This is a genomic window from Rhizobium skierniewicense Ch11 (assembly GCF_023757665.1).
Lineage (GTDB): Bacteria > Pseudomonadota > Alphaproteobacteria > Rhizobiales > Rhizobiaceae > Agrobacterium > Agrobacterium skierniewicense.
Genome location: NZ_RXPG01000010.1, coordinates 1 through 22,473 on the forward strand (window position 1 = coordinate 1; position 22,473 = coordinate 22,473).

18 protein-coding genes and 1 tRNA gene are annotated in these 22,473 nt (G+C 57.9%); 7 read left to right on the plus strand and 12 right to left on the minus strand.

Annotated features, from left to right (window positions below; all coding sequences use genetic code 11):
• A partial coding sequence (locus EKM04_RS10470) for a methyl-accepting chemotaxis protein (RefSeq protein ID WP_252094058.1) occupies positions 1-475 on the plus strand: 475 nt, incomplete at its 5' end.
• Positions 476-674: 199 nt separating this feature from the next.
• Positions 675-3,401, plus strand: a complete 2,727-nt coding sequence (gene ppdK / locus EKM04_RS10475; RefSeq protein WP_183894343.1) for a pyruvate, phosphate dikinase — start codon at positions 675-677, stop codon at positions 3,399-3,401.
• A 4-nt stretch (positions 3,402-3,405) separates the two neighbouring features.
• Here ppdK and EKM04_RS10480 read toward each other — a convergent pair whose 3' ends face one another.
• Positions 3,406-3,675, minus strand: a complete 270-nt coding sequence (locus EKM04_RS10480; protein WP_183894344.1) for a hypothetical protein — start codon at positions 3,673-3,675, stop codon at positions 3,406-3,408.
• Between the two features lie 310 nt (positions 3,676-3,985).
• Here EKM04_RS10480 and EKM04_RS10485 point away from each other — a divergent pair, with 310 nt between their 5' ends.
• The gene (locus EKM04_RS10485; protein ID WP_183894346.1) at positions 3,986-4,906 is read left to right on the plus strand and encodes a DUF1499 domain-containing protein; all 921 of its coding nucleotides are present in this window, start codon (positions 3,986-3,988) and stop codon (positions 4,904-4,906) included.
• A 6-nt stretch (positions 4,907-4,912) separates the two neighbouring features.
• On the opposite strand, the gene EKM04_RS10490 is transcribed toward EKM04_RS10485, so the two are convergent.
• The 3 genes from EKM04_RS10490 to EKM04_RS10500 are packed head-to-tail and all read right to left on the minus strand — an operon-like array spanning position 4,913 to position 6,591.
• Positions 4,913-5,359, minus strand: coding sequence for a thiol-disulfide oxidoreductase DCC family protein (locus EKM04_RS10490; RefSeq protein ID WP_183894349.1), 447 nt, complete (start codon positions 5,357-5,359; stop codon positions 4,913-4,915).
• A gap of 10 nt (positions 5,360-5,369) precedes the next feature.
• Positions 5,370-6,278, minus strand: a complete 909-nt coding sequence (locus EKM04_RS10495; protein WP_183894351.1) for an MBL fold metallo-hydrolase — start codon at positions 6,276-6,278, stop codon at positions 5,370-5,372.
• A 16-nt stretch (positions 6,279-6,294) separates the two neighbouring features.
• Positions 6,295-6,591 (minus strand): cupin domain-containing protein, encoded by a 297-nt coding sequence (locus EKM04_RS10500; protein ID WP_183894353.1) that lies wholly within the window; start codon positions 6,589-6,591, stop codon positions 6,295-6,297.
• Between the two features lie 172 nt (positions 6,592-6,763).
• Between EKM04_RS10500 and EKM04_RS10505 the strand changes: the two genes are divergently transcribed.
• Both EKM04_RS10505 and EKM04_RS10510 read left to right on the plus strand, forming a co-directional pair.
• Positions 6,764-6,838: transfer RNA gene (locus EKM04_RS10505), tRNA-Gln, on the plus strand.
• Positions 6,839-6,895: 57 nt separating this feature from the next.
• On the plus strand, positions 6,896-7,558 hold the full coding sequence (locus tag EKM04_RS10510) for a DUF2161 domain-containing phosphodiesterase (protein ID WP_183894355.1): 663 nt from the start codon (positions 6,896-6,898) through the stop codon (positions 7,556-7,558).
• Positions 7,559-7,584: 26 nt separating this feature from the next.
• Here the strand turns inward: EKM04_RS10510 and EKM04_RS10515 are convergent, their stop codons facing one another.
• The gene (locus EKM04_RS10515) at positions 7,585-9,528 is read right to left on the minus strand and encodes an AI-2E family transporter (RefSeq protein ID WP_183894357.1); all 1,944 of its coding nucleotides are present in this window, start codon (positions 9,526-9,528) and stop codon (positions 7,585-7,587) included.
• Positions 9,529-9,989: 461 nt separating this feature from the next.
• On the opposite strand from EKM04_RS10515, the gene EKM04_RS10520 reads away from it, so the two are divergent.
• Entirely contained in the window at positions 9,990-12,395 is a 2,406-nt protein-coding gene (locus tag EKM04_RS10520; protein WP_183894359.1) for a PAS domain S-box protein, read from the plus strand.
• A gap of 47 nt (positions 12,396-12,442) precedes the next feature.
• Here the strand turns inward: EKM04_RS10520 and mqo are convergent, their stop codons facing one another.
• The 7 genes from mqo to EKM04_RS10555 all read right to left on the minus strand — a co-directional run bounded on the left by mqo (position 12,443) and on the right by EKM04_RS10555 (position 20,866).
• Positions 12,443-14,107: a malate dehydrogenase (quinone) gene (gene mqo / locus EKM04_RS10525; protein WP_183894475.1), complete on the minus strand. Its 1,665-nt coding sequence runs from the start codon at positions 14,105-14,107 to the stop codon at positions 12,443-12,445.
• A gap of 474 nt (positions 14,108-14,581) precedes the next feature.
• A complete protein-coding gene (locus tag EKM04_RS10530; RefSeq protein WP_183894362.1) occupies positions 14,582-14,992 on the minus strand; it encodes a hypothetical protein in 411 nt (136 codons plus the stop codon).
• A 449-nt stretch (positions 14,993-15,441) separates the two neighbouring features.
• Complete coding sequence (locus tag EKM04_RS10535; RefSeq protein WP_174152330.1) at positions 15,442-15,837, minus strand: FAD synthase family protein; 396 nt, start codon at positions 15,835-15,837, stop codon at positions 15,442-15,444.
• Between the two features lie 70 nt (positions 15,838-15,907).
• Positions 15,908-17,419, minus strand: a complete 1,512-nt coding sequence (locus EKM04_RS10540; protein ID WP_183894364.1) for a CDP-glycerol glycerophosphotransferase family protein — start codon at positions 17,417-17,419, stop codon at positions 15,908-15,910.
• A 218-nt stretch (positions 17,420-17,637) separates the two neighbouring features.
• On the minus strand, positions 17,638-19,113 hold the full coding sequence (gene cysN, locus EKM04_RS10545) for a sulfate adenylyltransferase subunit CysN (RefSeq protein WP_183894366.1): 1,476 nt from the start codon (positions 19,111-19,113) through the stop codon (positions 17,638-17,640).
• Entirely contained in the window at positions 19,113-20,066 is a 954-nt protein-coding gene (gene cysD / locus EKM04_RS10550) for a sulfate adenylyltransferase subunit CysD (protein WP_174152333.1), read from the minus strand. Before cysD ends, cysN begins: the two co-directional genes overlap by 1 nt.
• Before the next feature lie 29 nt (positions 20,067-20,095).
• The gene (locus tag EKM04_RS10555) at positions 20,096-20,866 is read right to left on the minus strand and encodes a phosphoadenylyl-sulfate reductase (protein WP_183894368.1); all 771 of its coding nucleotides are present in this window, start codon (positions 20,864-20,866) and stop codon (positions 20,096-20,098) included.
• A 520-nt stretch (positions 20,867-21,386) separates the two neighbouring features.
• Here EKM04_RS10555 and EKM04_RS10560 point away from each other — a divergent pair.
• Positions 21,387-22,412 carry a sulfate ABC transporter substrate-binding protein gene (locus tag EKM04_RS10560; protein WP_174152335.1) on the plus strand — a complete coding sequence of 342 codons (1,026 nt, stop codon included), beginning with the start codon at positions 21,387-21,389 and terminating at the stop codon, positions 22,410-22,412.
• Positions 22,413-22,473: the final 61 nt, after the last annotated feature.

The following is a 22,473-nucleotide window of genomic DNA, read 5'->3' on the forward strand; positions in this document are numbered from 1 at the left end:
GGCCCAGCGTTCCGCAAACGCAGCCAAGGACATCAAGGCGCTGATCACGACATCGAACGGCCAGGTCCAGCAGGGCGTACAGCTGGTGGGTGAAACGGGTCGTGCGCTGGAAACCATCGTTGCCGAAGTTCAGGAAATCAACCGTCACGTCCTGGCGATCGTGGATGGCGCGCAGGAACAGTCCTCCGGTCTCCAGCAGATCAACACGGCTGTGAACCAGATGGACCAGGACACGCAGAAGAACGCAGCCATGGTGGAAGAGCAGACGGCAGCCAGTCATACGCTGGCCCGCGAGGCGGCCTCGCTCAACCATCTGCTGGGCCAGTTCAAGCTGGGCGGCGGTTACGAAGCGCCGGTGCGCCAGGCCACGCAGGCAGAACGTCCCGTCCAGTCTCCGGCGCGTGCGCTGGGCCGCAAGGTGGCGTCTGCCTTCAACGGCAATGCCGCGGTGAAATCGGACTGGGAAGAGTTTTGAGCCTGATAGCTTGAACGACCCGATGATGAGGTGAAGATCAAAACCGCCCGCGCGTGTCGCGGGCGGTTTTGATTTATCAGCAGGTGCGCCGCATTTATGCTGCACTGCGGTGACAACTTGTCAGAACTGGCGTTTCCAACACTGTGACAATACTATAAAGGGTTGAAAAACAAGAACGCTTCTGGGTGGAGAGCGTAGAATGAAAAAATGGGTCTATACCTTTGGCGACGGTGCCGCCGAAGGACGCGCGAGCGATATCGCCATATTGGGCGGCAAGGGTGCAAACCTTGCCGAAATGGCGAGCCTCGGCCTGCCTGTCCCCCCCGGCTTGACCATCATCAGCGAAGCCTGCGCGCGCTATCATCAAGGTGGTCGCTGTCTGCCCGAAGACCTCAAAATGCAGGTGACGTGCGGCATTTCCGGCATGGAAGCCATCACCGGCCGCACCTTCGGCTCGGGCTCTCAGCCCCTTCTCCTCTCCATTCGATCCGGCGCGCGGGCCTCCATGCCCGGCATGATGGATACCGTTCTCAACCTCGGCCTCAACGACGAGACGGTTGAGGCCCTGGCAAGCGATTCGGGTGACGCGCGTTTTGCCTGGGATAGTTACCGCCGTTTCATCCAGATGTATGCCGATGTCGTGATGGGCCTCGATCACGAGATCTTCGAGGACATTCTCGAAGATGAAAAAGGTCGCCTCGGTTACGAATACGACACCGAACTTTCCGCTGATGAGTGGCAGCACATCGTCTCCCTGTACAAAGGCCTGATCGAGGAAGAGCTGGGCGATCCCTTTCCCCAGGATACGCAGGTGCAATTGTGGGGTGCCATCGGAGCGGTCTTCGCCAGCTGGATGAACATGCGCGCCGTCACCTACCGCCAACTGCACAATATCCCCGGGGAATGGGGCACGGCGGTTAACGTCCAGGCCATGGTCTTCGGCAATCTCGGCTCGTCCTCGGCCACCGGCGTTGCCTTCACCCGCAATCCCTCCACCGGCGAAAAAGAGCTCTACGGCGAATTCCTCGTGAATGCGCAGGGCGAGGATGTGGTCGCGGGCATTCGCACGCCGCAATCCATCACCGAAGATGCGCGCATCTGCTCGGGCTCCGACAAGCCGTCGATGGAAAAGCTGATGCCGGAGGCTTTCGCAGAGTTTCTGGCGATTTGCGGGCGGTTGGAAAGCCACTACCGCGATATGCAGGACGTGGAATTCACCATAGAGCGTGGCAAATTGTGGATGTTGCAGACCCGGTCTGGCAAGCGCACCACCAAGGCCGCGATGAAAGTCGCCGTCGATATGGTCGCCGAAGGGCTCATCACCACCCATGATGCAATCTGTCGTATCGAGCCGTCGTCGCTCGACCAGTTGCTGCACCCGACCATCGATCCCGCCATCGAGCGCCCCATTATCGGTTCGGGTCTTCCCGCCTCACCGGGTGCTGCATCGGGCGAAATCGTCTTCACCTCGGACGAAGCGGTGGCGGCGAAGGCCGAGGGTCGACGTGTCATTCTTGTGCGTATGGAAACCAGCCCGGAAGACATTCACGGCATGCATGCCGCCGAAGGCATTCTCACCACGCGCGGCGGCATGACCAGCCATGCGGCGGTGGTGGCGCGCGGCATGGGCATCCCCTGCGTGTCGGGTGCCGGCTCCATGCGGGTGGATATGCGCAATAACGTCCTGATTGGTGTTGGCTGCATGCTGAAAAGAGGCGACGTCATCACCATTGACGGATCGTCCGGCCGCGTGATGAAGGGCGAAGTGCCCATGACGCAGCCGGAACTCTCTGGCGATTTTGCCAGGCTGATGGAATGGGCTGACGGCACTCGCCGCATGACGGTGCGCACCAATGCCGATACGCCGGCAGACGCCCGTGCTGCCCGTGCTTTCGGCGCGGAAGGCATCGGCCTTTGCCGCACCGAACATATGTTCTTTGAAGGCGAACGCATTCACGTGATGCGCGAAATGATCCTTGCCGAGCATGAAGAGGGCAGGCGTGCCGCGCTCGATCAATTGCTGCCCATGCAGCGGCAGGATTTCACCGACCTGTTTTCCATCATGCACGGCCTGCCGGTGACGATCCGCCTTCTCGACCCGCCCTTGCACGAATTCCTGCCCAAGACCGATGGTGAAATCGTTGAGGTCGCCGCGGCCATGGGCATGTCGCAGACACTGTTCCGCCAAAGGCTGGATGCCCTGCACGAGTTCAACCCGATGCTTGGCCACCGCGGTTGCCGTCTGGCTATTTCCTATCCCGAAATTGCCGAAATGCAGGCGCGGGCCATTTTCGAAGCTGCCGTCGAAGCGGCTCGCCAGACCGGTGCGCCGGTGGTGCCGGAAATCATGGTGCCGCTGGTCGGCCTTCGCTCCGAGCTGGATTATGTCCGCGCCGTTATCGACCGCGTGGCCGCAGCGGTGGCGCAGGAAACAGGCATGACGCTCGAATATCTGACCGGCACGATGATCGAGTTGCCCCGCGCCGCACTTCGTGCCCACGTCATCGCCGAGGCTGCCGAGTTCTTCTCCTTCGGCACCAACGACCTGACGCAGACGACATTCGGCATTTCTCGCGACGATGCCGCCCGCTTCATCGAAACCTATCAACGCAAGGGCATCATCGAACGCGACCCGTTCGTCTCCCTCGATTTCGATGGTGTCGGCGAGTTGATCCGCATCGCCGCAGATCGTGGCCGCCAGACGCGTCCTGAGCTAAAGCTCGGCATTTGCGGCGAGCACGGTGGCGATCCGGCGTCGATCCATTTCTGCGAGGATGCGGGTCTCGACTATGTGTCCTGCTCGCCATTCCGTGTGCCGATCGCGCGACTGTCTGCGGCGCAGGCGATGCTTGCCATGGTGGAAAAACGTGAAACCGAAACCATCTCGAAAGTCGTGCCACTGAGGGCCGTTCCAGCGAAAATTTGAGGCCTTAACGGTTCTGGACGATGATGCGGCGCTCCACGACGACAGGGCGATAGAACATGTCGCGGCTGGATTGCGCCTGCCATGCACGCGCATCGGCGCGGCGGTCGAGATCCAGATCCAGCAGGCAACCGGCCATCTGATCGGTGTTGGGCCGGAAGCCGTAACCCCGGCAGGTGGTCTCGTCGCGCGCACGCCGCTCCTCCGGGCTCAAGGTCTGGCACGATGAAAGGGTCAAGATCGCGGTAAGTGCGCTAAGGACGATGGAAATACGCATGATGGTCACTCCCTGATCGCAGCGACTACGGCTGCTTTTGTGCGTATTGATAGAATTGTTTGCGCCCGCAGAAAAGTCTGCCGCGCGGCAAAGGTTGCGTTTGGAAAACACGTCGCGGAAAAGTGTTCGGTCCGGCGCGGTGGAGCGACGGACCGATTCCATTCGCCGCTAAAACCCATTATGACGTGGTGTACCGGCGATTCCTTGCGAACTGAACTTCGCGTGAAGCGCCCTCGTTGAAAGACTTCGTCATGTCCTGCAAATCAGTTCAGCGGTTTGCGGCAGAGACATGCGCATCGGGTGCCGCTTTATGACTGTGCGTTTCGTTCGGCCCGTGTCCTATGCCGCATACCTGTCCCGGTATCTCGGGCTGTCGGCGCTCGTTCTTTTTCTGATCGCGGCCCCTCTTCATCGCTTCGGTCCTCTGACCCTGCCGGACTTCATTTCGCTCACGCTCATCTCTGCCGCCATCGCAGCGGTTGCGCTGCTGCTTGCCATTGTCGGCCTGCAACGCCTGTGGTCTGCGGGCGCAAAGGGCGGGCTTTGGGCGCTCCAGGCCATTCTGTTGGCTGCCGTTCCGCTTGGCGTCGTGGCATTTGCAGGGCTTTTATACTGGCAAAAGCCTGAAATCTACGATGTCTCCACGGATGTTGCCGACGCCCCGAACTGGCTGTCCATTCCCACCGCAAACCAGCAATGGCTGCCGCGCCCGGCAATCGTGTCGAAGGTTGATCGCGATGCGCAGGCCGCAGCTTATCCAAGCCTTGCGGGCCACCGTTACGAAGGCGCCATCGACCGCGTCTACACCGCCGCCCGAAAGGTAGCGAAAGCGCAGCGCATGCGCATCGCCCATACCGATGGTCTCATCGGGTCGCTGCCGGACGTTCAGCCCGGCGTGCCGCAGCAGGACCAGAATGAAAGTGTCACCGATACGCCCATCGATGAGCTGCCGACCAATGTTCCGGTGCCCTTGGCGCGGCCCGCAGAGGCGCCAGCCCCGACATTCTTCAACGGTAGCGGTGTCGTGATGATGCAGGGGGAAACGCGCACCCTCATCTGGGGGCTGCGCTTTGATGTCCTCATTCGCTTGCGCGAAGACACGGAAACCACCCTCGTCGATGTCCGGGTCGCCTCCCGCTTCGGCCCGCATGATCTGGGCATGGGTGCGGAAATCGCGGACGCTTATCTCGACGCGCTGGATGCGGAAATGCAGGGCCTCAACGACAACTGAGCGCAATCAGAAAAAACGATCGCGCTCCTCAGGCGTCGGTATGCGGCAGGCCTGACGCCGCCCGGCGATCTTCATGCGGTTACGGGCGACCAGATCATAAACCCCGTCTCGAATTCTGCGCGGCATGAAGCGTAGCCATGCGACAAGACTGAAAATTCCGCCGAGACGCTGAAGCACGCGCAGCACACCGTCCGAACGGGGATAGGCGACGCCGTTCTCGATCAAAAGACTGGTTTCATAGTCATCTGTTCGATAGCCGTAATGGCGCATCAATGCCGTGCCGAGTTCGAACTGCGCCGGTGTGAAGCGAAACAGCTGTTTCGTATCATGGCGCAAGACGAAATTGATATCCCGAGAGCAAAAGCCGCATTCGCCATCGAAAACGATCAGCGGCTTGTCGTCGGGAAAATCTGGAACCGATGGATCGTCGCGGTAGCTATAGGCAGTCGTCATCGTCCCACTCCTATGCCGGATCATAAATTCCACCCAGCGAAGGTGGACCGTCCGTCTCCACCTCGCCTTTTTCGATGAGGTCTTCGATGTGGGCGAGAACGGACAGCGCGGCAGCACCGTGCAGGCGCGGATCGGTACTGCGATAAATGATTTTTACCATCTCCGGTATCGTCCGGTCCCCCGCTCTGATGCGCGCCAGCACCGCCTTTTCACGCATGCGCCTGTGGGCGCGAAGGCCGCGCATGAAGGCCGTGGGTTCCTTCACCGGCCCGCCATGGCCGGGCAGAAACAAACGATCGTCGCGTTTCAGAAGCTTTGCCAGCGACGCCATGTAGTCGCTCATCGATCCATCCGGCGGTGCGACGATGGTGGTGGCCCAGGCCATCACATGATCCGCCGAAAAGACGATGCCGGTATCATCCAGCGCAAAGGCCGAATGATTGGCCGTGTGCCCGGGCGTGTGCAGTGCGGTCAGTGTCCAGCCGTCACCCGAAAGACTTTGTCCATCATCAAGCGCGATGTCAGGTACGAACGTGGTGTCGGAGCTTTCGGCAAACGGGTTGCGCTCACCTTCGTGCAACGGTCGTGCGGCACGATGCGGCCCTTCGGCCACGGTTAGCGCGCCGGTGGCTTGGGAAAGCCGTGCGGCGAGCGGCGAGTGATCCCGGTGTGTGTGGCTGACGAAAATATGCGTGACTTCCCGCCCGGCAAGCGCTGCCATCAAGGCTTGAAAATGCGTGTCATCGTCAGGGCCGGGATCGATGACAGCAACGGATTTATCACCGACGATGTAGCTGTTGGTACCATGAAAGGTGAAAGCCGAGGGATTGTTGACCGTGATGCGCTGAACGCCATGGGCTACTGGCACGGCAATGCCATAGGCGGGATCGAAGTCACGGTTGAATTCCGGGTCGGCCATCGGGTCAGTCAGCGCTCTACTTGTATTCGATCTCGATGAAGGACATCGGTTCGCTGCCTGCATTGACCACATTGTGTGAAATGCCGGCCTCACGTCGGTAGGGCATACCCTTTGGCGTATCGACCCTGCGGCTGCCAGCTTCGTCTTCGATCAGGAAATGACAATCCGTCATCGGCACCACCACATAGCCCAGTCCGTGGGTGTGGTGGCCGGTATCGGCGCCGGGCTCGAAATCCCAACGGATGATTCGCACCACGGCATCATCCAAAAGCGTTGTGGGAATAGCGGGTGGTCGGGCGGAATACTTGCTCATGAAACAGGTCACCGGAAGCGTGTGGAATGGCAGGTTCTCTTGTGACGTAACATGAAGCCTGGTGCGGACACACAAGAAATATTGTCCACGCCTCAACTTAATGATTGCCGCTGCCATTCGGCTTTGATAATCAGGCCCGGTTCAGGCAGTGGCGCTACGCCGTCTGCCCTGGTGGGGCGTCGCCAAGCGGTAAGGCACCGGTTTTTGGTACCGGCATTCCCAGGTTCGAATCCTGGCGCCCCAGCCACATTTTTTGTTTGTGCCAGCACGGCTAAAACCCCTTCCTCTTTGATCGTCGGCTTGCATGGAAACCTCCCTCTATCTTCCGGTCAAAACATTTCTGGAGGCCGCCGGCTATTCGGTCAAAGGGGAGATCGGCGGATGTGATCTGGTTGGAATCAATGCGGATGATCCACCTGTCATTGTGGTGTGTGAGTTGAAGCTGACTTTCAATCTGGAGCTCATCCTCCAGGCCGTCGACAGGGCGGCGATATCGGACGAGGTCTGGATTGCTGCTCGCATCTCCGCCAAGGGCCGGGGTCGGGAGGCTGACAAACGATATCGCGATCTGTGTCGCCGTCTCGGCATCGGCATGCTTGGCGTCTCGGATCGTGGCGACGTCAGTGTCATCGTCGCTTCCGTCTCGCCCATGCCGCGCACCAACCCGAAGCGACGATCCATGCTTGTGCGTGAACATCAGAAAAGACGCGGCGATCCTGTCGTTGGCGGCAGCACGCGAACGCCCATGATGACGGCCTACCGCCAGCAGGCCCTCGGTTGCGCGGCGGCCCTGGCAGCAGAGCCGCTGCGCCTTCGCGATGTGAGGGCGCGCATTCCTGACGCCGGCAAGATTTTACAATCCAATGTCTATGGCTGGTTCGAACGGCTGGACAGGGGCGTCTACGGCCTGACGGATGCCGGTCGCGAAGCTCTCGTCCGCTGGCCCCAGCCACCGGATGTGCCTTAGCGCGTTTCCCTTTGACAAGGAGCGCTCTAAGCGGCCTCAGTTGGTTTGACTGCTCTCAGTCTCGGGCGACCGACCTTGCGAGTGATGACCACCAGTTCTCGCGGGGCTGTGCGGGTCAACGCCAGTCTTGCAGCCTCGTTCAACGATGTCGCGATGAAATCGGCGCTGATCTCTGCCGCATCGATCTGCGCGAAATTCTGCCCGTTTGCGGTTGGGACGAGGATACCGACCCGCATGGCGGGTTTTGCGCGTTTCAAACGGCGGATGATCTGACGTGCATGCGATTTGGAGTTGCCGTTGAGGAAACAAACGACAACCGTATCGATCCCATCAAGTCCCAGCTTCTGCGCGCCTCGACCGGCCAGTCCGGCAAAACTTGCAAACGATACGTCCGCGCCCTGGATATCGATGATCTGCGACAACATCGCCGATGCGGCGTCGTCTATCGAGCCTCGACCACCCAGGCACAAAACGGTTTGGTCACGGCCATCCGGCAGGACGGTGGGATCTTCGAGTACCGATGATGGGTCGGCCGCCTCTTCCTCGTTTTCCTCTTCCTCGGCAATATCGGAAAGATTTTCCACAAGGCTCAGCGAACTGGCGGAAAACAGCGCGATCTGCGCATCCGACATGACCCCGCGCTGCCTGTCCATCTCACCCAACAGCAGAGCCGGAAGGCCCACCCTGTCATAATAATCGACCAGATATTCTTCCTTCAGATATTCCTCGGCATTGTCGATCGCCTCGTTCGGATCGCCGGCCAGCAGTCTTTGATAGAGCTTTTCGTGCAGTTCCAGAACCGGTTCGTTGCCCAGCAGAACGTCGAGGAAACCAAACTGCGGAACATAGCGTCCCAGCACGACAAGGCAGACCGTCAGCGGTGTCGATAGCATCAGGCCGATAGGCCCCCAGAGCCAGGACCAGAAGATGGCGGACACGATGATCGCCAAAGGCGAAAGGCCGGTATGGGAGCCGTAGAGCCAGGGTTCGACGACATTGTTGCTGATCAACTCCGTCGTTATAAACAGCGCAGCGACCCACGCGACCAGCGACCATCCCGGTGCGATGGCGAGAGCCAGAAACAGCGGGAGGATCATCCCGATGACGGGGCCGATATAGGGAACAAACCGCAAGACGAGCGTGAGCAGGCCCCACAGAATTGCGTTGGGTATCCCCAGCACCCAAAGACCGATCGTGATCGGTAGCGCGTATAGCGCATTGACCACCAGTTGCATCAGAAGATATTTCCCGACTCGCTTGCCTGCATCCTGCAAGGCGGCCGTGGTTCTGTGAAGGTCACTGAGGCCTACGAGCCTGATAAACCTGTCGCGCAGGTCTTCACGCTCCAAAAGCATGAAAACAACAAGGACGATGACGAGGCCCGCCGTCGCAAACGGGCTGATCAAAGGCAGGATGAAGTTCCCCAGGGTTTGAAGCGGGTTGGTGCGCGATACGATTTCGACCGGCATGGGCTCGCGTTGCGGAATTTCGGGAGCGGCTGTGTCCTGGCTTTCGACGGCCCGGACCTGAATTTCCGCTCCTACTTTTTCCACCACCTTGCTCAGATGATCGAGCAGGCCGTTGCCGGCACCTGCCTGCGCAAGAACCTGCACCTTGCTGACGATATTGCGCTGATAGGTTGGAATGTTCTCGGCAAGGTTCGCCACCTGCGTCGCGACGATGAAGCTGAAAACCGCAATGGCGCTAAAGGCCGATATGACGGCGAAAATGACTGCCAGGATCTTTGGCACAGAGCGTTTGCGAAGGAACGAAACGATTGGGGCAAGCGTAAACGACAGGAGAAGCGAAAGCGCGAGTGGAATGAAGATTTCTTCACCAACGCGCAACACGATAGCCACGCCGATGAGAATCACCACCGTTTTGCCCGACAACATACTTGTGGAGGCAGCATCGGTCTTGGGGTAGGTCGGGCCTGCGGTTACCGACTTGATCGTCTTTGAAAGGTCCATGTTTTGTCCCGCCCTCTGCCCATTCGCTTCACCTTGTGGACCAATACGACAAAGAGCACCAGTGGATGTGCGATGGCTTTGGCAGGCTGGTCGAACGCGGTGAGGTGCAGTCGGCGTCGTGCCGCATGCAAGGCGGTGAACGCATGTCTTGTTGTGCGGTTCCTTATATAAGCGCTGAAGCGATCATAAGCGCTCATATCTGTGGCTCGATTGTCGCTATATCCAGAGTTGGCCAGAAAATACGAGTCTTCCAGCTGGCAGTTTCGTTGCTCGCATCACCATCATCTTGGCGTTCATTTAAAATCGGGAATCCCTCGATGGCCGGCACCGGGGCGTCGTCTTCTACCGAAGTAAAACACCGAAAATCCGCGGAAGCTTCCTCTGTTTACAAGAAACATGCATTGCGAGACGAACAAGAACTCCTTTAAAAGCTTGTTGTGTTTTTGCGTGTGGAGTTGTGAATGCCTGCAGGTTCTTCCCGGCCGTCCTATCTGCCTGCCACTGGCGAGACAGCCGACCTTATCCATCAGTTCGATTGGTCCACGACCGCGCTGGGACCCATCGAATTTTGGAGTTCCACCATTCGCACGGCTGTCGGGATGATGCTGCGTTCGCCCGTCGCCATCGCCACGCTTTGGGGTGATGACGGCGTGATGATCTATAACGATGCCTATACGGAGATTGCAGGTGAAAGACATCCCGGGCTGCTGGGCTCGAAGGTGCGCGAAGGCTGGCCTGAAGCATCTGACTTCAACGGCAATGTCATGAAAACCGGGATGGCCGGCAAGACGCTGTCCTATAAGGATCAGGAATTTACGCTTTTCAGAAACGGTGCTGCCGAAACTGTCTGGCTGGATCTCGACTACTCCCCCATTGTCGATGACGCAGGCGTAACCGTTGGTGTCTTGGCCGTCGTCAGGGATACGTCCGAGCGTGTAAAGGCCGCAAGACAGTTGGAGGCTCTGAACGAAGACCTTGAGCGTCAAGTGCTGGAACGGGTTCTGGAGCAGGGTACGACCTGGAACATAAATCCCGACATGCTGGCCGTTGTCAGCATGGAAGGCCGCTTTCTCGCCACCAACCCGGCATGGGGCAAGACGCTGGGATACACTGCGCATGAAATGCGCGGCCTCATCTATACCGATCTTTTACATCCTGACGATATTCCAAAAGCGAGGGCCGCATTGGCCACTCTGATGTCTGGGGAAGCGGTGATCGGTACCGAAAACCGGTATCGGACGAAGGACGGCGCTTACAGGTGGGTTTCCTGGATTTGTGTGCCTGATAACGGAAAAATCTACTGCATCGTTCGTGACGTGACCGACGAGAAAACCACACGTGCCGAGCGTGATCAGTTATGGCGGCTTTCGCAGGACATGCTGGCACGGGCCAACTATGGCGGCGAAATATCAGCGGTCAACCCGGCCTGGAGCGCCGTTCTTGGTTGGAGCGAGCAGGAGCTTCTCGCCAACCCCTATACCGAAATCATTCATCCGCAGGACGTGCCAAGAACGACGGCGGCTCTGGTGGAGATGGCCGAGACCGGTCACCCGACGAGGTTCGAGAACCGCATCCTGACCAAGACTGGGGTCTGGACCCCCATCGACTGGACCGTGTCGCCAGAGGCCGACAATGTCAATTTCATTGCGGTTGGTCGAGACCTGTCTGAATACAAGGCTCGGGAAGCCGAACTCGAGGATGCTCAGGAGCAGTTGCGTCAGGCGCAGAAGATCGAGGCGATCGGCCAGCTTACGGGTGGACTGGCGCATGACTTCAACAATATCCTTGCCGGTATCGGCGGAAGTCTGGAGATGATGTCGACGCGTCTGGCGCAGGGGCGTGTTGGTGAGTTGGACCGCTATCTGGTCGGTGCGACCGCCGCCACCAAACGCGCGGCTGCATTGACACAGCGCCTGCTCGCTTTTTCCCGTCGGCAAACGCTGGACCCGAAGCCCACCGATCTCAACAGCCTCGTCATCGGCATGCTCGAACTGATCCATCGCAGCATAGGCCCGAGCATCGACGTCGAAACGGCGCCGGCACAGGATTTGTGGATGACCTTCGTCGACGCCGGTCAGCTGGAAAATGCGTTGCTGAACCTTTGCATCAATGCCCGTGACGCCATGCCTGAAGGCGGCAAGCTTACCATCGAGACTGGAAACCAATGGCTGGATGAGCGCGCCGCAAGGGAGCAGGGCCTGAAACCCGGCCAATACGTTTCCCTTTGCGTCAGCGATACCGGCACGGGTATGTCGGCAGAGGTGATTTCCCGCGCCTTCGACCCGTTCTATACGACAAAACCGATAGGGCAGGGCACGGGCCTTGGCCTTTCCATGGTGCATGGCTTTGCCGGGCAGTCCGATGGCGCTGTGCGCATCGATTCCAAGATCGGCGACGGCACGACGATTTGCATTTACCTGCCACGCCACGGCAACGAGACATATGTCGAAACACCCGGTGCAGAGCAACAGCCGCCCGCACCACAATCAAGTGGCAACGAGACGATCCTTGTTGTAGATGACGAACCACTGGTGCGAATGTTCGCAGTCGAGCAGCTGGAAGATCTTGGTTACACGGTTCTGGAAGCCGACGACGGACCATCCGCGCTGGCCATTCTCAACTCCGAACGCCCGATCAACCTGCTCGTCACCGATGTCGGATTGCCCAATGGCATGAACGGTCGGCAACTGGCCGAAGCCGCCAGACTGTCGCGGCCCGATCTGGGCGTGCTGTTCATCACAGGCTACGCCGAAAACGCCGTCTTGAACCACGGCCACCTGGAACACGGCATGCATGTGATGACAAAACCGTTCCAGACAGACCTTTTTGCCCGCAAGGTGAAGGACCTTATCGGACGCCGCTCATAGGATAATGCTTCAGGTGGCGATCGTAACCACCTGAAGCCGCAGCAAATTCAAGGTGCCAGATCACCCACACGCTGTGCGGGCACAGTGTCCGATGCCGCAGGTGCGGCAGACGCGGCCTGCGCCAGGGATGCCATGTCGATCTTTGGCGGTGTTGGCAGCTGCAGGTGTTCGCTTGTGTAGGCCCATTCCTGCATGACCTTGTCTGGGTCGCCGTTCAGCTTCGTACCATAGCTTGGAACGATCTGACGGATCTTGGCCTGCCATTCCGGGCTTGCGACCTTTTCGGCAAAGACCTTTTCCAGAACCTGCAACATGATGGGAGCGGCGGTGGAAGCACCCGGCGAGGCACCGAGCAGTGCAGCAATGCTGCCGTCCTTGGCGCTGACGATTTCGGTGCCCAGCTTCAAGACACCGCCCTTGTCTGCGTCGCGTTTGATGATCTGCACGCGCTGGCCCGCCTGCCACAAACGCCATTCGCCTTGGCTGGCTCCGGGGAAGTATTCCTGCAATGCCGCAAAGCGGTCGTCGTCGGACAGCATCAACTGTCCGGCCAGATATTCCACCAGTGGAAATTCATCCATGCCCACGCTCATCATCGGCCATGCATTGCTCATGGTGGTCGATGTCAGCAGGTCGAAATACGAGCCTTCCTTGAGGAATTTCGTGGAGAATGTCGCAAAGGGTCCAAACAGAATGACGCGCTTGCCGCCGATGACGCGCGTATCGAGATGTGGCACCGACATCGGTGGAGAGCCGACGGATGCCTTACCGTAAGCCTTGGCCAGATGCAGCATCGTGACATCGGGATTTTCGTTGACGAGGAACGAGCCGCCAACCGGGAAGCCCGCGTAATCCTCACCTTCGGGAATGCCAGACATCTGCAAGAGATGCAACGCACCACCACCGGCGCCGACGAACAGGAACTTGGCGTCCACCGTGTGGGATGTGCCGTCCTTCATGTTGCTGTAGCTGACGCGCCACGTGCCGTCGGCATTGCGCTCGATGCCATCGACTTCACTGGAAACCTGCAAATTGAAATTCTGCTGGCTCTTCAGGTGGGCCACGAACTGGCGGGTGATCTCACCGAATTCCATGTCTGTGCCAAGCGGAGACCACGTCGCACCAATCTTCTGGCCAGGGTCGCGGCCTTCCATCATCAGCGGAACCCATCTCTTGATCTCGTCAGGGTCGCTGGAATACTGCATGCCGGCAAATAGCGGGCTGGCCTTCAACGCCTCATAGCGTTTTTCCAGATAGGAAATGTTTTCATCCCCCCACACGAAGCTCATATGCGGCGTATGGTTGATGAAGGACCGTGGGTTCTTCAAGACGCCGTTGCGGACCTGCCATGCCCAGAACTGGCGGGAGATCTGGAAGGACTCGTTGATTTCGATCGCCTTGGAAATGTCGATGCCGCCATTGGCGGTTTCCGGCGTGTAGTTCAGTTCCGCCAGAGCCGAGTGACCGGTACCGGCGTTGTTCCAACCATTGGAGCTTTCCAGCGCGACCGCATCGAGACGTTCCAGCATGTCGATGGACCATGTCGGTTCGAGTTCATGCAGCCAGACGCCGAGCGTGGCGCTCATGATGCCGCCGCCGACCAGAAGAACATCGACTTTTCTGTCCGCAGTCTGCGCCACCGCCGTCGCGCCCGGCACCGCCGCAGCGGCAAGACCAGCCAATGCCGTCCCCAGCACCTGGCGGCGGTTCATGGTGAGGTTGTCGCGAGAAAATCCGGCAGTCAGGCCGTTGCCCTTGTCTTTTACGGTCACGTCTTTTCCTAAGCTTTTGATGATTTTCATTTTGTGCGGCGCAATAACGCAATCGATCCTGTAAGACAACTCTTGCCAGGTGACCACATACGACCACCTTGGCCGGTCGATTTTTGAGGGAAGCGGGTGGCGGGAGTGTCGAAAAGCAGGCGCAAAAACGGCGAACGAGGCATTTTGCCTTATTTTTCCGTACTATAAGGCCCGGTGCGCCAGGTCGCACAATCCAGGTGCTCGCCGTCTTTGCAAGCAGTGCAACTCTATAATATCACGACATGCGCCAAACGCATAACAGATGTGCGCGGCTCATTTTCATCGCAACAGCGAAAAGCCGACGGCATCAGAACGATCTGAAGAGCCCAAAAAAATCCCGCCGAAGGTGTCTTCGGCGGGCAATGTCGTTTGGGCTGTCAGCTATCAATTCGCTGCGAGGAATTCCGCACAGTAGCTTGGGCCGTTGACGCCTGGACGGTCGGATACGGTGCGAATAGAGCGGATCGTGTAGTCAGAACCCACCGTCAACTGGACGGTGCAAGACAGGTAGACCTTGCGTGCAGACGACGTCTGGCGGCCGCGTTTGCCATCTTTACCCTCGTCAAACTTCGCCGGAACAGTCGTGGTCTTGTAACCGCCGCGCCATGTGAAGGTGGTGCTGCTGCCATTGTCGGTATCGCTCAGCGGCGGACCGAATTTGGCGAAGAAAATGCCAGCCGATTGGCCGACCCAACGGGTTTCAACAGCGCTTTTTGGAGCAAGCGAAGGAGTGGTGGTGGTGCAAGCGGAAAGGGCAATGGCGAGCCCTGCCAATGTTACGCTGCGAAAACGCATGTCGAAATATCCTTGTTGAGCCGTTTCCGGTGTTTTGCGGGAGATCATGATCCACTAGCAGATTTAATGCTATTCAACAGGCACCCCGTGCGCTTTGACGAATATTTTCCGCCACAATTGCTTTTTTGTAACGATTGAAGGCTGAATCGCCCAACTCGTAACCCTGAGGGAGGACAGCGCATTGCCGCGGCGGCGGCGTCTACAGGAACTTTAGCTGATAGCGAAACGTTGTCTCTTCGTGTTTAACGGGAGAAATGTGATGTTTAAAGCTGTGGTTTTGTGGGCAATGGGTGTTCCGCTGGTGGTCGTCGCCCTGCTCTGGATGTTCGTTTTCTAAACAGGGCGGACGGGAAGGCAAACGGTTTAAAAGCGCTGGTTTCGACCGGCGCTTTTGTTGTTTTATTCCTTTTCAGCGTATGTTGTCTCACGACGCGCGGGACAATGAACGATCACACGTAGCGCCGTATTTCCTCAAGTGTCGATGTCGTCGATATTCCGTCTGTTCGAGGGAGGTAGACGACGTCACACAGGTGATTGAGATAATCAAACCGTCCTGCCCAGTCATCGCCCATGACCAGAACGTCCGCGCCATGCTCGCGAATATAATGCTCTTTCAATTCCAGGGAGTGCTCGAGGAACACCTCATCGACGCCGATGATGGCACTGATGATTTCGAGCCGTTCGTTCTCGTTGTAAATGGGACTTTTCTGTTTCTTCGAAAAATTCAGAGCGTCTGTGGAAACGCCGACGACAAGATAATCACCCAATGCCCGTGCTCTTTGAAGAATTCGGATATGGCCGATATGCAGCACGTCAAAAGTGCCGAATGTAATGATTTTCTTCATCTGGGTCCCACCACGAAAATACGTTGATCGCGTCACTTTTCTCGGTTCGCTTGAGAGCGAAGCCAACAGATCAGGGATCGCTTATGCCTTGTGCGATTGCTTGGAGAATACTGGCCGCTGCTTTCCCCGGATTGGGAAGAATGTTTTGCAGCAGCGTGTTCCGCTCTTCCTCAAATTCCCATGGCTTTCCGCTCTTGTATTCGAGAGCTGCCTGTTTGAGTTGATCGAAACTGGTAACACGCCGAGAGGCGGCTTCGGCCAGCTTCCCCAACTCGTTGAACTCGACGTGATTGCCCGAATCGAAGAAGATCAGAGGCTTGTTGAAGAGGGGATATTCGGCAAGAAAAGACAGACCGTCGGATATCATGAGGTCTGACGCGGCAAAAAGCGGACCATACTGTTCTTCGGAAAACGCGCAGTTTGGCAGCTCCGTCCAAGCCTTTCTGAACATCGCCTGCGCTTCGGGCGTCAAAATAGCACCGAACAGAGCCGGATGCGGTTTTAAGACGAAGTCGATGTCTGGGCTTTGTCTCGCCCAGGACAACATCGCCTCCCAGATGCGATCAAAGACACCGAAACCCAGACCGCCACCTTTCCCCAACGAATAGTGGGGCGCCCATACAATCCTGAAATTTCTGTGACCCTGATGCGAAAGAGGCCACTCGGCCGCGCCGCTCTCCTTCAGCAATCGATCGAACTTCGGGTACCCACTGAGAACGAATTTTTTCGGGTCGGAGTGGTCGAAGGAGCGAAAGTAGGTTTGCGTGATGGGGGTTTCACAAAAAATACGCCACGCGGAACGGTGATAGGCTTGGTCGAAACCGAATGCCGAAACATCCGTCACCACGGGATCGCCTAGCGACGCTGCCAGATTGAGGGCGTAAGGAACCAGACAAAGTCGGCTGAACGTCAATTCCTGTGTTCGAAATGCGGGCTGCACACCCATATCCCATTGTTGCTGACGAAAGATGACGGCTGGCTTCAGGGCCTTGAGAATGTCCAGAGCGGCGTAGGAATCGTCCATGTTGAAGCGCAGATGCGGTATGCCCATGGCGGAAAATGCGCTGCTGACCTTGTCCTCACCTTCGTAAACGCCCCGGCCCAACGTTCCCACATGAATGGAGATAACGATCGGGTCGAACCTCTCATCTTCGACCATGGCGTCATAGACATCCGACAGCGCATCCCACATCGGTATGGACTGGATCAGGAAAACGGTCCGGATCGGGAAAATTCCGCGCGTCGAATCGCGCAGAGCCATATTCGCGCTTTGTTTGATCGATGCGATATCCAGCGTCTTCTGACGGCTGTCATGGACGAAAGCGAGGCCGATTTTCGACAGGTCGCTGCGAATACTTCCGTCGGCGGTGGTCGTCACGGCATTGGATAGTTCAACGACTTTGCTGTCCAGATCCTGCTGGACATGCTGCATGTGTTGCAGCAGCTTCACCACTTCGATTTGAATCTCGCCGTGGGTTTCGTTGTTTTGCATCAGGGCATCCAGTCGCATGCCCATTTCATCGATTTTTGCAACGACAGAGTCGAGGCGGTCAGCCAATTGCAGGGAGATGGAAGCGTCCATATAATCTGTTCCGCGTTTAACTGCGAATTCCGGCGTCGAAATCGGCGCATGCGGGGATTCGGACAGTGAATAAATCAAAAACGAGAATACCCTGTTGACCTGTAGTGGGGCTTACGCAGCGGCGCTGGTCGATCAAACCGAGATATAAAGCAGCACGAACCCCAAAACGCAAAAGGCGCCGGGGGTTCCCGGCGCCTTTCGTTGAATACAGACATGTCTCAGTCCAGATTGTCCAGCACTCTCGAAGCCGTTGCGGCACTCGTCCGCCGGACTTCGATTTCGTCTCTTCGACTGGAAAGCTGTTCGCTCGCCAGCAGCGCTTCGGCCAGATCGGCGGGCAGCGAGATGATGACGCGTTCGCCTTGGGAAACCTTGCCCGTGTCGGCGCGTCTTCCGATAATCATGCCACCGGCAACGGTGTTGTTGGTATCGGGATCAATCAGGATGAAGGAGCCGGTCGAACGGTTCTGTTCATAGGGATCGAAAATTGCCGTTTCATCGAAAGCGAGACGCACCTTTCCGATGGCGTTCATGGCAAGCGTGTCGGTGTGGGTAAGCCATTGACCATTTTTCAGGTCGAGTTGCGTTTGCGGCTGAACCGTCACCCGTTGGCGTCGGCTGCCGCTTTTCAGCCAGTAGCGCTTTCCGGGCTCGATGCCGCCGGGTTGCAGCGCCACGATTTGTGCATCGAAGGCGTGACCTGTCTGCGGCTGTGCCTCGATGGACACGATCATATCGCCTCGCGACACATCCACCTGCCTGTCGAGAACCAGCGTGATCGCATCGCCGGAAACGGCGGCGTTTCGCACCAGATCAAACGTCACGATCTGCTTGACATTGGCCACCATGCCCGATGGCAGGATGACGACGGAATCGCCCGGCTTGACCGCACCACCGGCGACCGTGCCCTGGTACCCGCGAAAGCTTTCGCCGGGGCGGGATACGCGCTGAACCGGAAGGCGAAAGCCACCGGTCTGCGTGGAGCGCGCCGTCGCCAGTTCCAGCGTTTCGGCCAGTGTCGGGCCTTCATACCACGGCATGGAGGGCTTGGCCGAAAGAACGACGTTCTCGCCCTTCAGCGCCGACATGGGGATGGCGGTGATCTGCTTGATGCCGAGCGATTGCGCAAACTCACGAAAGTCGTGGGCAATCAGCTCGAACCCGGCCTTGTCGTAGTTGGTGAGGTCGATCTTGTTGACGGCCAGCACGAATTGTCGAATGCCCATAAGCGCCGCAATCGTCGCATGACGACGCGTCTGCTCCAGAATGCCGGTGCGGGCATCCACCAGCAGCACGGCAAGGTCGGCAGTGGAAGCGCCAGTTGCCATGTTGCGGGTATATTGCTCATGGCCGGGTGTGTCGGCAACAATGAAGGCGCGCTTGTCGGTGGCGAAATAGCGATAGGCAACGTCGATGGTGATGCCCTGTTCGCGCTCGGCCTGAAGGCCGTCCAGCAGCAGCGCGAAGTCGGGCAGGCCGAGATCGTTCTGCTTGCCGCTATCGCGGTGAAGCGTAGCTGCCTGATCTTCCTTGACCGCCTTGGTGTCCCACAGCAGGCGGCCGATCAGCGTGGACTTGCCGTCATCGACGCTGCCGCAGGTGATGAGTCGCAGCGGGCGCGTGTCTCTGATGAATTTTGCGGGTTCTACGAACGGCAGAATGGTGGCGGATTGAACTGTCATGTTCTGGGTCATCAGAAATAGCCCTCGCGCTTTTTCTTTTCCATGGAGCCGGACTGGTCGCGGTCGATCGCACGTCCCTGCCGTTCTGAAACGGTGGCGATTTCAAGTTCGGAAATCACCTCGTCCAAGGTCTTGGCTTGCGAGTTGATCGCACCCGTCAGTGGAAAGCATCCCAGCGTGCGGAAACGGATCATTCCGTGCTTGATGGCTTCGCCGGGCAGCAATTCCAGACGCTCATCTTCGGCCAGGATCATCATGCCGTCACGTTCGACATACGGGCGCTCGGCGGCGTAATAGAGCGGCACCAGCGGAATGCCCTCGGCCTGAATGTAGCGCCAGACATCGACCTCGGTCCAGTTGGACATCGGGAAGGCGCGAACGCTCTCACCTTGGCGAACCATACCATTGTAGATGTTCCACAGTTCCGGGCGCTGGTTGCGCGGGTCCCATTTGTGGTCGGGCGTACGGAAGGAATAGATGCGCTCCTTGGCACGGCTGGCTTCCTCATCACGGCGCGCGCCACCAAAGGCAGCGTCGAACTTGCCAGCATCCAGTGCCTGGCGCAGGGCTTCGGTCTTCATGATGTCGGTGTAGAGCGCTGAACCGTGCGTGAACGGCGTCACGTTCTCTTCCTTGCCGCGCGGATTGGTATAGGAAATCAGGTCGAGATCGTATTCCTTGACGATATTGTCACGAAACGCGATCATCTCCTTGAACTTCCAGCCCGTGTTGACGTGAAGCAGCGGGAAGGGGATGCGCCCCGGGAAGAACGCCTTGCGCGCCAGATGCAGCAGCACGGACGAATCCTTGCCAATGGAGTAGAGCATCACGGGATTTTCGAATTCGGCCGCAACTTCACGGAAAATATGGATAGCTTCGTTTTCGAGCGCCTTCAGATGTGGGTCAAGGGGCTGCTTTGGTGTGGTGACATTGCTGCCTTCCGTTTCCGGAACTGCATTGGACATTGTAAACTCCGGCAATCTGTTGATTTTACTTATCGTTGTGAGGCGGTGGGCAAGGGAGAGGCTTGGGATGCCTCCGCCACGTGCAGACCGCATTCGCGCTTCTCGTCATTTTCCCACCACCATCGACCGGCGCGCTCTGGCTCGCCGGGCTTGATGGCGCGGGTACACGGCTCGCAGCCGATGGATGGATATCCACGGCCATGAAGCGGATTGACGGGAATGTTTTCCGATGAAACATGCGCCTTGATCACATCGATATCCCAATCCGCAAGCGGATTGATCTTGATCAGATTGCGCTCGGCATCGAATTCGGCAAAAGGCGTGGTTGCCCTGTTGCCCGACTGGCCCCGGCGAAGGCCGGTAATCCAGAAGCTTGCTCCGTCCAGCGCCCGTGCCAGCGGTACCAGCTTGCGCACATGGCAGCAGGCGTGGCGGGCTTCGACGCTGTCGTAAAAACCATTGAGGCCGAATTTCGCGGCGTAGGCATCTATATCGTCCTTGGCCGGATAAAACCGCGTAATGGCCATGTCGTACCGTGCTTCCGTCTCATCAATAAGATTGAGCGTTTCGGCAAACAGGCGTCCGGTTTCCAGTGTCGCAACCTCTATGGGTAGACGATGCGTGCCGATGGAGGCTGTAATGACTTGGTCTTCGATGCCGAGGCTCGTGGTGAACACCGAGCGCCCACCGAGTCCGGCAACGAACGCCAGCCGCTCAGCCAGATCGAGGCTGGCCAGCCGGTCGTTCAGCGATGCGACATTGTGAGGAGAGAATGGCTGCGCAGACTGATTAATGGTCATTTTACGGTTCCGAACATTACTGTCCCGAATATCCGCGAATTCGCCGTGTTTTGACAGGAATGGCTATGCTTGTCTTGTTCATCGGAGAGCAAATATCTCTCGCAGGCGCACAATATGCGCAAAAGACGCCCACGAACGCAGTGCCGCGGCATATTAGCCTCTGTATGAAATCGGTTTTCGATCAAAAAGCAAGATAAATTTGCGATATATTCGCTAATTTTTATAGATTTCTACTGTGCGATCTCCGGCGGGTTTTGAAACGTCCCCAGCTGAACAGAAAATCATTCCGATCACGGAAAATTTCGGCGTGACGGCGGTGGAAACACCGCAAAAATGCGGACGTATTTTGCGTTCAGCGCGGGTTTTCCACGTGGGCCGTTGCGTGGTTCGCTGTTGCCACGGCGTATTTGTTGTCGTTCAAGTCACTGGAATGGAAACACTTTTGCGATCGTATTGCGCGTGATTGACCCTGTAGACTTTACAAGTAGTGTTAGGCGCACTGCATCTAGGAGGGATACCGATGTCAAAACTTGTTTCTGGCCTCAGCGCCGTTGCGCTTGGTCTGTCGATTGCTCTGAGCGCCGTCGGAACGGCTTCTGCAGACAGCAAGCTGTTGAATGTGTCCTATGATCCGACCCGCGAACTCTACAAGGATTTCAACGAGGCCTTCGCCAAGAAGTGGAAAGCCGACACGGGCGAGGATGTCACCATCCAGCAGTCCCATGGCGGCTCCGGCAAGCAGGCCCGTTCGGTCATCGATGGCCTGGAGGCAGATGTCGTGACGCTGGCGCTTCAGAGCGATATTGACGCCATCGTCAAGAACAGCGGCAAGATCAATGCCGACTGGCGCACGCGTCTTCCGAACAATTCATCGCCTTACACCTCCACCATCGTGTTTCTGGTTCGCAAGGGCAACCCGAAGGGCATCCATAACTGGGGTGATCTGGTCAAGGGTGACATCCAGATCGTGACACCGAACCCGAAGACATCGGGCGGTGCGCGCTGGAACTATCTTGCGGCCTGGGCATGGGCCAACGAGGAATACAAAGGTGATCAGGCCAAGATCAAGGCCTATGTCGGCGAACTCTACAAGCGGGCTCCCGTGCTCGACACGGGCGCACGCGGCTCGACCGTGACATTTGCGCAGCGCCAGATCGGTGATGTGCTATTGGCCTGGGAGAATGAGGCCTATCTGGCCGGTGAGGAATTCGGCAAGGACGAATTCGAAATCGTCGTTCCGCCAATCTCCATCCTTGCAGAACCGCCCGTCGCCGTTGTCGATAAGAATGTCGATGAGAAGGGCACACGCAAGGCAGCCGAAGCTTACCTGCAATATCTCTATTCTGACGAAGGCCAGAACATTGCGGCCAAGCATTTCTACCGCCCATCCAACCCTTCGGTCGTGTCCAAGGATTTGCTCAAGCAACTGCCGGAGATCAAGCTTGTGACCATCGATGATCCACAGTTTGGCGGATGGGCAAAGGCACAGCCGGAACATTTCGGTGATGGCGGCATCTTCGACCAGATTTACAAGCCCGCAAAGTGAGCCGATGATGGCGCACACCGAACGGTTCGCATCTGCGTCCGTTCGGATCGGAGACAAGATC